Source organism: Kitasatospora sp. NBC_01560, from assembly GCF_045208415.1.
Classification (GTDB): domain Bacteria; phylum Actinomycetota; class Actinomycetes; order Streptomycetales; family Streptomycetaceae; genus Kitasatospora.
In genome coordinates this window covers 8,995,752-9,010,407 of record NZ_CP109364.1, presented here as the reverse complement: position 1 = coordinate 9,010,407, position 14,656 = coordinate 8,995,752, and the positions used below count along the sequence as shown (strand labels likewise).

The following is a 14,656-nucleotide window of genomic DNA, read 5'->3' as shown; positions in this document are numbered from 1 at the left end:
TCCTCCTCTGCTCCGCGAACGTGCCTCACCCGGAGAGTCCGTGCCCGGCGTGCCCGTGGTGGGCAGCGGTGTGCAGCGTGTCCTCGTCCTCGGCCGACGGGTGCGACGTGATGTCGAAGGTGACCTTCTTGACGGTGCCGGTGAAGGCGAAGGGCTTCTTGTCCTCGTAGCTGAGGTCGACGACTCCGCCGTTGTCACGGCCGATGTCCATGCCCGCGTAGGCCGAGAAGCGGATCGGGACGGTGTGATCCATGCGGCCGGTGGCGACGGCCTTGCCGTCGATCAGCAGGGTGACCTGTCCGCCGGTGGCGGGCTTGGGCGCATCGGCCACGAACTCCATGCGCACGTTCACCTCACCCGCCGGCAGCTGCACTTCGGCCTGCTGCCGGTAGACGAACACGCCCATCATCGAGTAGGTGTGGGTGAGTCTGCCGTCCTGGACGAAGAGCGAGAACCCGCCCAGATGGTCAGCCTCGGCCACGATCACGCCCTCGACTCCCTCCGGCGGGACAACCAGGTCGGCGCTGATCGTGTACGAGTGGTTGTAGATGCGCGGGATCATCCCCGACATGACGTTCTGGACGTCTCCCCGGTACTCGAAGTGGTCCAGATCCGGCCGCGGCGGGAGGATGCCGAAGAACGCGGACAGCGTGGCGAGCAGGGGGAGCACCTTGTACCTCTCCGCCTCCTGCCAGAAGAGCTCCCTCAGCTCCCGTACCTTCTCGGGGTGGTCCGCGGCGAGGTCGTGGGCCTGGCTGAAGTCGTCGGGCAGGTAGTACAGCTCGGTCGGGTCGTCGTCCGGATTCCAGACGCCCGGTGCGTACGGCCTGAGCGCATGGGGCGTGACCACCCACGGGATGCGCTCGGTCTTCATCGCCAGCCACCAACCGTCCTTGTACATGGCGCGGTTGCCAATGCTCTCGAAGTACTGCTGGGTGTGCCGTTCGGGGGCGGCCGCGTCGGACAGCGACTCCGCGAAGGTCACGCCGTGGTGGGGCTCCTGCTCGATCCCGTCGACATGGGAGGGGGCCGGGATCCCGACGACGTCCAGGATCGTCGGACCGATGTCGATGACGTGGGTGAACTGCGAACGCAGCGCGCCGGGGTCGGTGATGCGCGACGGCCAGTGGACGACCATCGGGTCACGCGTCCCGCCCAGGTGGGACCCCACCTGCTTGCCCCACTTGAACGGAGTGTTGCCCGCCCACGCCCACGCCGCGGAGTAGTGCGGGTCCATGAGCTGCGAGCCCCAGGCCTCGATGCCGCCGTAGCGGTCGGCCAGTTGGAGCTGCATCTCGTCGCTGAGCGGGATGCCGTTCTGCATCGTCATCTCGTTGAACGAGCCGGTGACGGTGCCCTCCATGCTGGCCCCGTTGTCACCCCAGATCCAGATGATCAGCGTGTTGTCGAGTTCGCCGAGCTCGTCGATCGCGTCGATGACCCGGCCGACGTTGTGATCGGCGTTCTCGGAGAATCCCGCGTAGACCTCCATCTGGCGGGCGTAGTAGGCCTTCAGCCGGTCGGAAATGTCGTCCCATGCGGGGAAGGCGTCGTCACGCGCTGTCAGTTCGGCTTCTGCCGGGATCACACCCAGTTCCTTCTGCCGGGCGAAGACCTCCTCCCGGAGCCGGTCCCAGCCCTGGTCGAACCTGCCCTTGTACTTGTCCGCCCAGTCGGAGGCCACGTGGTGCGGGGCGTGGCTGCACCCGGTGGCGAAGTAGGCGAAGAACGGTTTGCGTGCGTTCTGCGCCCGGACACCGTGGAGCCACTCGATGGTCTTGTCGGCCATGTCGTCCGGCAGGTAGTACGGGTTCTCCTTGTCGTAGAAGCCCTCCGGAGTACCGATGATCTTCTGGTTCTCCGCGAGGCACGGGTCCCACTGACCCGCGTCACCGCCCAGGAAACCGTAGAAGTAGTCGAAGCCCCACCCGTTCGGCCAGCGCGCGAACGGTCCGGCCGGTCCCTGGTCGCCGTCGGGGGTCAGGTGCCACTTGCCGAACGCCGCGGTGCTGTATCCGTTCTCCGCCAAGACCCTCGGCCACGGCGTGCAGTCCCGCGGCACGATCGCCGTGTAGCCGGGGAAGCCGCTGGAGAACTCGCCGATCGAGCCGAATCCGACCGTGTGGCTGTTGCGCCCGGTGAGCAGGGCCGCTCGTGTCGGGGAGCACAGCGCCGTGAGGTGGAACCGGTTGTACCGCAACCCCGTCTCGGCCATCTGGGTGAAGCGCGGGGTGTTGATGGGACCACCGAACGTGCTCGGGTTGCCGAAGCCGGCATCGTCGATCAGCACCACCAGGACGTTCGGGGCCCCGTCCGGAGGCTCCGGGTGCCCGATGAGGTTCCAGTCCGGCACCGATCCGTCGAGCGTTCTGTTGCTCACACCCTGGAACGGCGGCCTGCGTATCGGAAGCTTCGTGCGGTCAAGCTCGCTCATCGTTGTCCTACTTCCCGTTCACAACCATCAGCGTCAGGGCTGCCGGGGTCAGGGAGGCCGATCCCGTGAGTCCCTGCATCTGTTGTCGGCGGCGGCTGAATCGTGACCGGCTCCGGACGGTTGAGTTCTGATGCTCTCGTGTCGCTCTCCGCCCTTGTTCCGTCGCCGCCAGCGGCGTTGGGCTCTCGACGAGGCGGGCATCTCGTCTGCGCTGACCGGATCCGTCCCCGATGACTCCGGTACCGAGATGCGGGAAGCCGGCGTCGCCGGTCTGCTTCCGCCCGCGCGACGCCCTGCTCGGGGTCGGGGAGAGCCTGGCGTCCGGCTCAACAGCGGGCGCGGCGGCCCGAGATGTCGTCGCCGGCGATGACGGCGACCTCCTCATTGTCCGCCGGGACCGTCCCGTCCGCCCGATGACGCGAGTTCGGAGGGACGAAGGGCTGGTCCCGACACGGAACGTAGTGGACGCGGAACGACACAGCATCGCCGCATGCCGCGGCACACCCGGGCGGCGACTCGAAGTTCGCTGCCTCCGCCGGGAACTCAGGGAGCGCCCGTCGTCCACGCGGGAGGGAGAAACGGACCATCCTCGGGTGTGGTCGCAACGTCTGCCGACGTCGGTGGCTACCGGCGCACGCAGCGGTGTGCGCCGATGTCCCACGGTCGAAGCGGACGGCATCTGCCGTGTCCAGGCTGGGACTTCGGCCGGGATGCGGGCTCACAGCGACCGTGCAAGGCTGTCGATGGGACCGACATGGCCGGCACCTCCATGGGTGCGGACAGGCGCAACGGCCGAGAGTTCCCGAAGAATCCTGGCAACCGGATGGACAGCGCTCGCCGCCGTTGCGGTGATCTCCGCCGGCACTGCGGCGGTCTTTGCGGCAGCTCCGCCATCGCTGAGGCCCGCCCACGGACGAGCGGTGCGCTGGAGCGGGCGGGCACGCACGTACTCGAAGTCTCGGAACCTGCCGACCACCGACCATGCCACCCGACCTCGGGCGAGCGCTCGGCGCGACAACGGAGGCGCAGATATGACATCACCCGACAATGACGATTTGGGACCGGTCGACTACCTAGTCGTCGAATTTCCGCCGGCCACCTCGCACTTCACCGGCGAAATGGCCGCAGAGCTCGACAAGCTGGTCACCTCGGGGACCATCCGGGTCCTGGACCTGGTCGTCCTGACGAAGGGGCCGGACGGTGAGCTGGACGTCCTGGAGGTCAACGACCTCGAAGGCGTCGGCGAACTGCGTGCGGCAGAGGCGCAGTTGGCCGGCCTGCTCGCCGAAGAGGACGTCGTCAACCTGGCCGCCGCCATGGAGCCCGGCACGACAGCAGGAGTGTTGGTCTGGGAGAACACGTGGGCGGGACCGTTCGCCTCCGCCGCGCGCCGCTCCGGAGCCCAGCTCATCGCCAACGGACGCATTCCGATCCAGGCCATCCTGGCCTCGATCGAAGCCGACGACGAAGGAGAGTGAGATGCCTCTCGGACCCATGCGCAGAGGACGACGCGGGGTGATCGGCGCCCCCGTCGCTCGCACAGCGGCTGTCGTCGGCACCGCAGCTGTCGTCGCCCACGGGGTCGGCCGCCGCAGCGACCGGCGCGAGGACCGCCGGGACGACCGCCAAGACCGCCGGGAGGACCGCCGGGACCGGCGCTGATCAGGTTCGGCGCCGCCCGGAGTCAGGTGCTCCGGCTGCGGCGCGAACCGTTCGACCCCGAGCCTCACCGGCGGCCGAGTCCCACGGGAAGGACGGGACGAAATCGAGCTGCCCGCTGCCTGCCACGGCACCGGGGCCCGATGCGAGTGCACGTGCGCCTGCCGCCGTCTCCTGCGGAGCACGTCGACCAGCGCAGGTGGCCGACGCATCGCGGACAGGATGCTGCGTGCCGCTCATCCATCAGCCGGGCCTGCGCAGCGGAAGCCGATGTTGCCAGTGGAGGAGTCCGGGGTGTTGGGCATCCGGGCGGAGACCCGGTAGCGGCGGCAGTACGAGGCGTGGCAGAGGTAGGAGCCGCCGCGCAGGGAGCGCGCCGCGCCGGTCGGCGGGCCGGCCGGGTCCTCGCGGCGGCCGGCGACGTTCCCGACGGGGTGGAACCGGTCAGCGGTCCACTCCCAGACGTTGCCCGTCATGTTGTACAGGCCGTAGCCGTTCGGGGGGAAGGCATCCACGGGACAGGTGCCGAGGTAGCCGTCCTCCAGGGTGTTGTGGTCGGGGAAGGAGCCGTTCCACACGTTCATGCGGTGCCGCCCACCGGGGCGGAGGTCGTCGCCCCAGGGGAAGGGCTGTTGTTCGAGCCCTCCGCGGGCGGCGTACTCCCATTCGGCCTCCGTCGGCAGTCTCCGGGCGGCCCAGGTGCAGTACGCGACGGCGTCGTTCCAGGAGACGTGCACTACCGGGTGCGCCGCCCGGCCGCCGAGGTCGGACGCGGGGCCGTGCGGGTGCCGCCAGTCCGCGCCGAACACCTCCCGCCACCACGGAGCGGCGGCGACCGCCCGGGTAGGCGGGAAGTCGTCGGGCAGGAGGCCGCCGAAGACGAACGAGGCCCCGTAGCGCTCGGCATCGGTGACGTGGCCGGTGGCGGCCACGAACGAGGCGAAGCGGGCGTTGCTGACGCAGTGCGCGTCGATGGCGAAGGGGCTGAGCCGGACCCGTCGCACCGGGCCCTCGCCGTCCTCGGGGTAGGCGAGCGCGTCGTCGCTGCCCATGCGGAACCGGCCGCCGTCCAGCCGGACAGGCCGCGGCCCGGCGGGGGGCGCGTCCGACTGTGCGACCGGCGGTGCCGACAGTCCGGGCGGGCCCGGCTCCCCGGGCCCCTCCGGACGGCGGCCCGGGGTGCAGCAGGAGGGGGTGTTTCGTGTCATATGCTCGGTTTCTCCGTTTCCTGGTGACCGTAGGAATCCGGATCGTTCATGCTCCATTCCTCGCACATCGGACCGGGCGCCGCAGTCCGGGGCTGCCGCATCGTCGGTACGCGTGGCGTGAGGACGCCGACCGTGACAGGGTGACCGACCGGCGGAGCACGGCCGGGCGGATGACTCCGTTCGATGGCCGGTCTTCGAGTGCGGAGCTGGTGCCGAGCGTGCGGGCGTCCCGCGCTCCCGCTCGGTCCGGAGCGACTGTGCGCAACTCCAAGTCGGGAGCAGCGTGTGACTGGCGCGTTCGCACACACAGGGACGGCGGTGGCCGCTGCTGCTCAGGAGCTCAATCCATTGATGTCCACAGGGTTCTGACTGACCATCCGGACAACGGACCCTCGCGCCCCAGACCGCATCACAGGCAGAGGACGCTCCCGTACACAACCCTCGGCGGCTGGTACCGCGAGACGGGCCCAAGCGGAGAGGGCGTGGGGCAGTCCTGGAGGTGCTGCCTGACTACCGCCGTGGCAGCCTGGATATGGAGTCTCCGACCAGGTCGTCCGATTCGGCGACGAGGCTGTTCTCGAAGGAGCCCGAACATGGCCAGCGATGTCAGCGGAACGCCGACGGATGCCCACGCTTCCCGAAGGCCGTTCGCAACCGGCTGGACCGTCTTTGCCGCAGTTCTCATGATCTTCGGCGGCGCGATGGCGATATTCGAGGGGATCGCGGCCATCGCCAAGGACGACCTTATCGTCGTCACCCACAACTACGCCTACAAGATGAACACCACCGGCTGGGGCTGGATCCACCTCATCCTGGGAATACTCATCGTTCTCGCCGGTGTGGCCCTCTTCAGTGGTGCCGTATGGGCACGTGCCGTCGGTGTCGTCGTCGTCGGGCTGGGGATGATCGCGAACTTCCTGTGGCTGCCCTACTACCCGTTCTGGGCCATCGTGCTGATCGCCATCGATATCTTCGTGATCTGGGCTCTCTGTGCCGGAACGACCAGAACATCGCTGCGGGACTGATCCGCTGCCGCCGGCCCGTGGTGCAGGACCGGTGGCACTGCGCTGGTCCGGGAGACCGCCGTAGATAGCACAGCGCTGCGAAGCTCGGCACTCGGCATCGAGTCACACCAGCTGTGAGAGGCTCTCGCCCACCAACCAGAAGCCGACCAGGAGCGAGAGCACGACGATCGCCGGCTCCTGGTGGTCGACGATCCACCGACGCAGCTGCTCCAGTCTGACCTCGGCGGCGCTCGGGGCGAACACGGTGTAGAGCTCCATCGCCAGCTGACTCGAGGCCGCCAGGACGCAGAAGGCGAACAGGGCGAACCACGTGGCGTCGTCGGAGAGGTTCGCCTGGACCACTGCGGCCGCGCCGGCGGCCACCAGCCCCCAGGGCTGGAGCAGTACCGCGACTCCTGCCGCCGACCAGGAATTGGACTGGTCGAGGTGTCTCTGCCACTTGGGGGTCTTCCGCTCGTGCGGTGCCTTGACGCGGCGTCGCTTGTGCTCGCCGTATGCGATCAGGCCGATGCCCACCGCCAGCTTGACCACCAGGGCTGCCGTCGACGAAGCCGAGTTCCTGGCCGGGGGCTGACCACCAGTCATCAACAGCACTGCGGCGATCACCACGACCAGGCACGTCAGCCAGGCAAGGATGAAGGCGAGCCCCTTGCGGACCCCCTGCTCGGCGGACAGCAGCAGAACGAACGCGATGAGCGGGAGCGGCTCGAGCGTGATTCCCAGACCGATCACCATGAGCTCCAGGACCATCGTCAGCCACCTTCTGGATTTCCGGACACGAGTGCTGCGGCGGTGGGTGCGGTCCTCCGCCGGAACGGTCGGCCGACACGCGTGGCAACTCCGTGGCATACGAATCCGTCGTGAATGTCATGGCCTCGGCTCGTCCTGACGTGCTGCCACAGGCTCGGCCTCCTCCGGGCGAACTCGTGGCAACGGGGCGGTGGTGACGCGGCGGTCATCCGGACGGCCCGAGGTCACCCTCTGCCGGGTCACCCGGCCCGTCCGACGCGGGCCGGGCGGCACCGGGCGGTGGGCCCCCGGACTGCACACGCCGGTCGAGACCCCTGCGCACGGCCTCCAGCATGACGTGTGCGATGACACCGATCAGGAGCACGTCCGCGAGCATCTGCAGAACCGTCGTGATCCTTGCCGCTCCCGTTTTGGGGGCAATATCACCGAAGCCCACGGTGGAGAAGACCGTGACCGTGAAGTACACGGCATCCGTGCGGGACAAGGACTCGGTGAAGGACCCCGATTGGCTCCTCTCCAGGAGGAAGTAGCTCGTGGCGAACAGCAGGATGAGCAGGGGGAAGACGGTTGCGAGCGCCTCTACGGCCCGCAGCCTCGGGTACGGGGAACGGCTGACCGACCGCGTCTGCCACACGAGGAGGCCGGACACCGCCACCAGACCGAGGACGAGTCCCAGCACCGTTGCGGCGCTGTAGGGCTTGTCCATGGGGAGCAGGTAGTAGGCCGTCACCAGACCGGCGGTGGTCACCAGCGGTCGCAGTAGTGCGCGCACCAGGAGTCTGCGTCGCTTCCTCCGGGGAAGGTCCTGAAGATCCGGCCTCACCATCCCGTGCCCATCAACTCAGGACCGCAACGACAACCGATGAATCGCCATACAGATCACGATGCAGGATGCGCGCGCGGATTCGGCGCCCCGGGACCTCCTTACGGGGTGCGGACCACCCGGTCGGCCCAGTCCGCCCCCGGCGAGCGGAATCCCCATCTGTAACGGTGGGTGATCTACCCGCACGAGAAGTACGGCCTGGCTCCCAGCATCTCTCTGGCGATCGCCGCAAGCTCGGCAAGGCGACGGCTTCGGGCCGCTTCGGCGGCCTGCTCCCGGCTGTGACTGAGCCGTTGGAGCCGGCCGGCAGAGCTGCCGCTGGCGTCGCGGTGTGGTGCACGCCTCTCTGCGAGTCGCCTCGGTTCGCGCCCGGCGACTTCCCCGCGCAGCGGCCGGGCTGCGCTGTATCCGCCCTGTCTGCCCCCGTTGGGGTGGTTCGGGGTTGGACGGGTGCCGGGCGTGGGAGAGGCCGGTGATGACGAGATCTACCACGGGCCGCCGGCGCCGCCGGCCGACCACACATGCCGCCGCGTCGGTCGCTTCAGCTCATCCAAGCGCGCTGGCTGCACGGTCCGACCTGTGTCCGGCTGTGCCCTGCTGCCGGACCTGGAGCAGTGAGCACCTGTTGCCGGGAGGGGCGGTGGTGGCTACCACGTGGCATGAGCCGGCATGCCAGACCTCGGGGGCGCGCCCATGACCGGCAGCGTTTCCGTGGGACCCGATGGCGCGCCCAAGGGGTTGACGGCGCCGGTCGGCCGTCTGCCCGGCGACATCGCCGCGCGGATTCGGGCTGCCCGGGAGGCGGGGGTCGAGGAGCGCCACCTCGCGGTGATCCTCGCCGAGGCCTTCCCTCCGTTCGGCACCGGAGGCACGAGCTCTGACCGGCTCCGGGCTGACATGTGACCACCACCCCCGAACCGGAGCAGCAGGAACGCGGGCAACGACGTGAGTGCGGGGTCGCGCCTTCCTGGTCGCGGAGCCTCAACCGCCCGGGCGCGGGGCGCTTTCGACAGTGGGAGCCGACGGCGGTGGAGGGGAGTCTCCCGGTTCCGCGTCCAGGAACTCCCGAATGGCGAACCCGACCAGCACCACCACGACGATCCACCACACCACAGCCGCCGTCGGGTAGCTCCACGTCGCGAGGACGACGGCCGCAACGGCAAGGACCGCTGCTCCGATCCAGCGCTTGTAGTGGTGAACGAACCGGCCGACCGGCCCGAGGCGCATGCCGTGTGCAGTCGACACCTCGCGCAGGGCACCGATCGCCGAGCTGCAGGCGGTGCGGATCCAAACGGCGACCTTGGACGGGCCGATCAGGAAGGCGCCGACGCCCGTCACCAGCGCGGTCACGCCCACGGCGCGGACACTCGCGCGCAGGAAGCGGATCAGTGCGTCGTAGATCGCGCCGGCGGCGGCCTGGGATGCCCCGGGCGGCAGGTGGTCGAGGTAGAACGACCGGAAGACCGTCAGGACGACGCCCAGCAGGAGCATGGCGACGGCCACCCCGAGGGCGGCGCCGATCAGGCCGTGGCGCCGGTTCACGGCGGTGAACACCCCCGCGGCGGCCACCAGCACGGCGAGGATCGGGAGCCAGGTCCCCATGATCTGAAGGATCCGGAAGTAGGTCTTGACCTTGCCGACGTCCTTCGAGGAGAACACCACGAAGCTCGTGTGCACCTCCGGGATCTTCGCGGCGGGTCCGAAGCCCGAGGCCACCAGTTGGTCCTTGACCTTGGCGACGAACGGCCCGATGTCGATGGCGACCTGATTGTTCTCCAGCGAGACCGCGCCGCCGCCCTTGCCCGTAAGCGCCTTGTCGAGCGAGGAGTGCACCGCCCGGTTCGCGTCGACCCACAGGGTCTCGAACTGGTCGCTGGTCACCACCTTGTTCACGGTGCTGCTGACCAGTTGGGTGAGGCCGCTGGTGATCGGCCCGCTCAGGCCACCGATCAGCTTGCCGAGCTCGGGCGGCGCACCCTGCTGGACGGCAGCCTGGGAGAGCTCGTCCACCACGGCCTTCACGTCGATCTGGGCCAGGACCTCCGACGTGACCCGGCTGGTGAGCGCGGCCTGGACATCCGGGTTGCTCGCCAGCGGCGCCACCGTGGCCACGTACCGGTCGGTGTCCCCGACAATCGAGTCGGTCCACACCGCGATGACCGCGAGCAACGACAGCAGGGAGGAGATGACGATCAGGACGACCGAGCCGGATGTACGGAGGCGGTGGTGGCGCGCCCTCGGTGGCGGTGCGGACGCCTCGAGGACGGTGAGCCGGTGCCGCAGTGCGTCCAGCTCGCTGCGCTCGTCCCTCGGGAGCCCTGCCGGCTCCGGTGGCCCGCCGGTATCCGGCTGCTCGCCCTTGGGCCGGCCGTCCTGGGGCCGCGCGTCCCCCGTTTTCCCAGGATCCGGTTCGGGCGTGTCGGAAGGCATCGCAGGCTCCCAGGATCAGCTGTCCTTGACGAGGTGGTCTGACGCTCGGCCAGCCCTTCTTCAGGGAATGCTCGACGTGTCAGGACCGCCACCGGGGCGCGCACACGAGTGACCGCCGACCGGGTGTCCCATGTACTTCGCGAGTCGGCCGCTCGGCCCGGGACCAATTCGAGCCCGGGTGAGGCCCCTGTGCGCGGCACCACGGACTCCTGGTGGCTCGGTACGCAAAGGCGCCGGGTCCGGTGAGCGCGGGGCGGTGTTCCCGAACTCGCCCCAACGGTCGCCCGGCACCCCACCCGCCAGGCCATCGCCCACGCCTACCAGCGGAGGCGCCAAGCAAAAGCCCGCGCCCCCAGCGACCGCCACGACGAACCGCAGCAGACCCGCCGGTCTCGGACTGAAGGGACAGCAAGCATGGGCTTCAGCCTCCGCACTACCCCGAAGGGCGAGTCCTCCTCCTGCACATGTTGATCGCGCGAGCGATCACCAGCCCACCGATTCCGACAGACGCCACCGCTTCCGTCATCATCAGCAGCTTGGCCCACCGCTTGATCGCGGAAATGTCGGTGGGGCTGAACGCAGTGGCGCAGCGGCCTGGTCCGGCATCAGCGGGGGCGGAGCGACCAGGTGCGGGCCTGATGCCAGTTCGTGGAATGGATGCAGGGCCTTTCTATCGGTGTCTCGTCCTCGGACATGGTGTGCGACCTGCCCTGTTGCGCGGCTCACAGTGTGCGGCAGGTGTCGGGCAGGGGCGTGTGTCCGACAGGCCAGGGTGCGGCAACACGACCCAACTACCGATACAGGTCACCCAAGTGCCGGCCCGGTACGTCCCGCTCCTGCGCGACTTCCCCGGCTCGACACTGACCCTGGTGTCCACCGCCCGCGAGGAGGCCGAGCACCGGCACCTCGCCGCCCGGCTCGCGGGGGCGACAACGGCCGACCTCACGGTGGAGCGCTTCCCGCAGCTGACCGGCGACGAGCTGGCCGCCCTCGGCGAGGCCACCTCGCCCGCGAACGCGGCCTGCTGCTGGCCGTCATGCACAACCGAGGCGCCGACCCGGACTTCCTCGCGTTCGCCGACACAGTCCGCTCCCGCGGCCGTGCGCCCCTAGCCGTCACCGCCGACACCCTGGTCACCCTGCCCGGCCCGGGCTTCCGCAGCGGCCAGCACCGGCCCGTCGCCACGGACCTCGCCGTCCACGCCTTCGACCAGGTCCGCTCGCTGATCACCGCGCCGCCCACCGAGGTCACCTGCACGGAGACGGCGACCGGCTTCCTCGCGGCCCACAGCTCGATCGCCACGATCACCGTCCGATTCGCCGACGGCTCCCTGTTCACCTACCGAGGCGGCTACGTCGTCGATCCGGCCCTACGGACCGACGCCAACGGCGACTGGCGCATCAAGGGCCGTGGCTTCGCCGCCCGGTGGGCCCCGGACCCCCACCGGGCGCGGAACGCGTCCGAAGCCGGTCCGCCTGCCTACCAGCGGTGCATCACCGCCATGGTCGATGCCCTCCACCAGGACGGCCCCCTCCCGGTGCCCGCCGTCGCCAACCTCACCTCCATCGCCCTGCTGGACGCCGCCTTGGCCTCCGCCACCCACCGCCGACCCGTCCCCGTGCCGGAGGTGCCCGATGCCCACCTCTGACGCCGTGATCGTGACCAGCCGCGCGCACCCGCTGCTGGTCGACGCCCTCGCCGCGGCGGGCTTCGACGCCGCCGACGCGCACTTCACCCCACTCAAGGCCGGAACGGACAGCCTCCCCTTCGCTGCCAACACCCGCGACGGCGACAACCTGGTCGTCAAGATCCGCCGCGCGGGCAGCCGCTCCCGCTACCCGACCGCCGCCTGGGCCTCGGCCCGCATGCGCGAAGCCGGTGTTCCGGCCGCCGAGATCCTCTGGCACAGCCGGGAAGCGTGCGTGGAGACCTGTTGCTCCGGCCGCCCCGTCGAAGCCGAACCGCCCACGCCGCAGGACCTGGACGCGGCGAGGTGCGCGGGCGAGGTGCTCCGGCGCCTGCACACCATCGAGGTCGGCAGCTTCGGCCAGCTCGACGGCCACGGCATCGGCCAGCACGCCACCATCCAGGGCTGGTTCCTCAGCCTTGCGCCCCGCAGCGTCCCGAGCGTCGACGGCATCGACCTGCCCAGGTTGCTGCACCGGGCCCGCCTCATCCTGGACGTCGGATCGGGCCGCCTGGCCTCAAGTCCGCCCCGGCTCCTGCACGGTGACTGGGTCGGCCGGCACCTGTTCACCGATGACCGGCGGATCACCGGCGTCGTCGACCTGGAGAGCGTGCGCGGCGGCGACCCTCTGGTCGAACTCGCCGGCTGGTCGCTGCGCGAGCCGGCCCCGATGACCGAGGCCCTGTTCGCGGGCTACTTCGACGGCCCACTGCCCGCCGACTGCCTGCTGAGGCCGCCGGCGCCTGCTCTGCGGTCCTGGCCACCCACACCTGGGGCATCCCCGCCCGCATGGACCAGCTCCTCGGCGCCACGGAGCTGCCGATCGTCGAGGACTGCTCGCACGCCCACGGAGCCCTCTACCAGGGCCGGTCGGTCGGCTCCTGGGGTGCGGCCGGATGCTTCAGCCTCCAGGAGTCCAAGGCCGTCTCCGGCGGAGAGGGCGGCGTCCTGACCGCCATGGACCGGGAGGTCTACGAGCGGGCCCTCACCCTCGGCCACCACCCCGCCAGGCTCGCCGCCGAGCTCACCCTGCCCGAGCTGAAGCCGTTCGCCACCACCGGGGCCGCCTACACGTACCGGATGCCCGCCCTGTCCGCTGTCATCGCCCGCCAGCAGCTGCGGTCACTGCCCGACCGGATGCTGGCCGCCGAGCAGAACCTCCTCGCCCTCCGCGAGGCCCTGGAGGAGTACGACGCGCCCATCGCCTGGCCCGAGATCGGCGAGCTGTCGGTGCGCGGCTGGTACGGCACCCCGTTGACGATCGGCGTCCGCGTGCCGGACCCGGCGGAGCTGAGCAAGCGGTTCAAGGCCGCCGGCATCCCCGTCCGCTCTCTGTACGAGGACTGGACGCAGGCCCCGCTCTTCCAGCGCCCGGACCTGGCCGCGCGCTTCTGGCCGCACCTGGCCCGCAGCCCCTACCAGCCGCCGACCAGGGACGAGCTTCCCAACTTTCACAAGGCGATGCGGCAGATGATCGTCCTCAAGGTGCCGCAGATCCTGGCCCCGGACTACATGGAGCAGGTCGGCGAGACCCTCGCCGCCGTGCTGGTCCGCACGCTGGTCACGGCATAGCCGCGAACGCCTCCTGCACGTCCGCGCGCCGCTCGGTCCACCAGGCCAGCAAGCGATCGGCGGGCAGGAAAAGGTGGTCGCAGGAGTGGTCGTCGCGGTCGTAGTGGAAGACCAGCTGCCAGTAGTCCGACATGCGCTTCCACCAGAGCCGCTCCACCGCGTCTGCCAGGGCCGCCACCGGGATCGGCACCACCGACCGGTAGCCGGCCACGAACGCGGTCGTCCGCTCCAGGTCGAGGAAGCCGTCCTCACCGCCGAACTGCACGGTAGCGGTGCGGGCGACCTCCTCGCCGAACGGGCGCACGCGAATGCGGTCCCAGTCGATCACCCCGGCGATCTTGCCGTCCCGCCACAGCACGTTGCGGTGCTGCACGTCACCGTGCGTCCAGCCCACCGGGCCCGCCGCCACCTCGGTGGTCGGGCGCTCGCGGGCGTACTTGTCGAGCAGCACCTTGCGCTCACCCAGTGCCCGGACCGCGTCGGCATCGAAGGCCGTGGGACTCTCAAGGGCCGCGATCAGCGCCGAGAAGCGGGCCGCCTCGGCGTGCGCCGCACCCGGGGTAGTAACCGGGGCAGCCAACGGCTCCGATCCCGGGGGCAGCAGCCTGGCGGCCCGCTCGCCGTTCAGGCTCCGGTGGATCTGGCCGAGCAGGACACCGAGGTCCCCCGCCTGGTCCAGCGTGAGCTCCGTCCCGGGCTGGTGGCCGCCTTCCAACCAGGGGATCAGGCAGTAGCCGCGGCCCGCGACCTCCGCCACGATCTGTCCGGAGGAGGTGACCATCGGCCGTCCGACCGGGACTCCGGCGTCCGCCAGCTCGGACAGGACCGCAAGGTTGCGGCGGGCCAGCTGCAGCGACACGTCCATGATCCGCTTCAGCGCGAACACGCCCTCGGCCGTCTCCAACCGCCAGTTGCCGTTCATCAAGCCGTTGGGCAGGAAGCGGCACGCCTGGACCTCACCGAGCCCGAAGGCCCCGCCGAGGACCACCAGGTCCTCCTCGATCTTGCTGTAGCGCGAGCCACACGAGGCGTCGTCCATCGCTTCCGTCACCTGAAGCAGGCTAGCGG

General features: G+C 70.1%; 13 protein-coding genes and 1 pseudogene. 8 read left to right on the top strand and 6 right to left on the bottom strand.

Annotation, left to right across the window (positions count from 1 at the left end; all coding sequences use genetic code 11):
* Nucleotides 1–25 precede the first annotated feature (25 nt).
* On the bottom strand, nucleotides 26–2,380 hold the full coding sequence (locus OH807_RS38465; protein ID WP_406209237.1) for an arylsulfatase: 2,355 nt from the start codon (nucleotides 2,378–2,380) through the stop codon (nucleotides 26–28).
* Between the two features lie 1,085 nt (nucleotides 2,381–3,465).
* Here OH807_RS38465 and OH807_RS38460 point away from each other — a divergent pair.
* The gene (locus OH807_RS38460; RefSeq protein ID WP_406209235.1) at nucleotides 3,466–3,912 is read left to right on the top strand and encodes a DUF6325 family protein; all 447 of its coding nucleotides are present in this window, start codon (nucleotides 3,466–3,468) and stop codon (nucleotides 3,910–3,912) included.
* A 1-nt stretch (nucleotide 3,913) separates the two neighbouring features.
* Nucleotides 3,914–4,096, top strand: a complete 183-nt coding sequence (locus tag OH807_RS38455) for a hypothetical protein (RefSeq protein ID WP_406209232.1) — start codon at nucleotides 3,914–3,916, stop codon at nucleotides 4,094–4,096.
* A 233-nt stretch (nucleotides 4,097–4,329) separates the two neighbouring features.
* Here OH807_RS38455 and OH807_RS38450 read toward each other — a convergent pair whose 3' ends face one another.
* On the bottom strand, nucleotides 4,330–5,301 hold the full coding sequence (locus OH807_RS38450) for a formylglycine-generating enzyme family protein (protein ID WP_406209229.1): 972 nt from the start codon (nucleotides 5,299–5,301) through the stop codon (nucleotides 4,330–4,332).
* A 593-nt stretch (nucleotides 5,302–5,894) separates the two neighbouring features.
* Here OH807_RS38450 and OH807_RS38445 point away from each other — a divergent pair.
* A complete protein-coding gene (locus tag OH807_RS38445) occupies nucleotides 5,895–6,326 on the top strand; it encodes a hypothetical protein (protein ID WP_406209226.1) in 432 nt (143 codons plus the stop codon).
* A 102-nt stretch (nucleotides 6,327–6,428) separates the two neighbouring features.
* Here the strand turns inward: OH807_RS38445 and OH807_RS38440 are convergent, their stop codons facing one another.
* Nucleotides 6,429–7,076: a GAP family protein gene (locus OH807_RS38440; RefSeq protein WP_406209223.1), complete on the bottom strand. Its 648-nt coding sequence runs from the start codon at nucleotides 7,074–7,076 to the stop codon at nucleotides 6,429–6,431.
* A gap of 205 nt (nucleotides 7,077–7,281) precedes the next feature.
* Entirely contained in the window at nucleotides 7,282–7,824 is a 543-nt protein-coding gene (locus OH807_RS38435; protein ID WP_406209221.1) for a potassium channel family protein, read from the bottom strand.
* 768 nt (nucleotides 7,825–8,592) lie between these two features.
* Here OH807_RS38435 and OH807_RS38430 point away from each other — a divergent pair.
* A complete protein-coding gene (locus OH807_RS38430; protein ID WP_406209218.1) occupies nucleotides 8,593–8,802 on the top strand; it encodes a hypothetical protein in 210 nt (69 codons plus the stop codon).
* A gap of 78 nt (nucleotides 8,803–8,880) precedes the next feature.
* Here OH807_RS38430 and OH807_RS38425 read toward each other — a convergent pair whose 3' ends face one another.
* Nucleotides 8,881–10,329 carry a hypothetical protein gene (locus tag OH807_RS38425; protein WP_406209214.1) on the bottom strand — a complete coding sequence of 483 codons (1,449 nt, stop codon included), beginning with the start codon at nucleotides 10,327–10,329 and terminating at the stop codon, nucleotides 8,881–8,883.
* An 812-nt stretch (nucleotides 10,330–11,141) separates the two neighbouring features.
* Here OH807_RS38425 and OH807_RS38420 point away from each other — a divergent pair.
* From OH807_RS38420 to OH807_RS38405, 4 genes and pseudogenes are all read left to right on the top strand, one after another.
* On the top strand, nucleotides 11,142–11,441 hold the full coding sequence (locus OH807_RS38420) for a hypothetical protein (RefSeq protein ID WP_406209211.1): 300 nt from the start codon (nucleotides 11,142–11,144) through the stop codon (nucleotides 11,439–11,441).
* Nucleotides 11,366–11,977 (top strand): hypothetical protein, encoded by a 612-nt coding sequence (locus OH807_RS38415; protein WP_406209208.1) that lies wholly within the window; start codon nucleotides 11,366–11,368, stop codon nucleotides 11,975–11,977. The genes OH807_RS38420 and OH807_RS38415 overlap by 76 nt, the downstream gene beginning before the upstream one ends.
* Nucleotides 11,964–12,704, top strand: a pseudogene (locus OH807_RS38410) (phosphotransferase family protein); the annotation flags it as partial. The gene OH807_RS38415 and the pseudogene OH807_RS38410, both read left to right, overlap by 14 nt.
* A 101-nt stretch (nucleotides 12,705–12,805) precedes the next feature.
* Nucleotides 12,806–13,588 carry a DegT/DnrJ/EryC1/StrS family aminotransferase gene (locus OH807_RS38405; protein ID WP_406209205.1) on the top strand — a complete coding sequence of 261 codons (783 nt, stop codon included), beginning with the start codon at nucleotides 12,806–12,808 and terminating at the stop codon, nucleotides 13,586–13,588.
* Here OH807_RS38405 and OH807_RS38400 read toward each other — a convergent pair.
* Nucleotides 13,578–14,639: a homoserine kinase gene (locus OH807_RS38400; RefSeq protein ID WP_406209203.1), complete on the bottom strand. Its 1,062-nt coding sequence runs from the start codon at nucleotides 14,637–14,639 to the stop codon at nucleotides 13,578–13,580. The two genes, OH807_RS38405 and OH807_RS38400, sit on opposite strands and share 11 nt — an antisense overlap.
* Nucleotides 14,640–14,656: the final 17 nt, after the last annotated feature.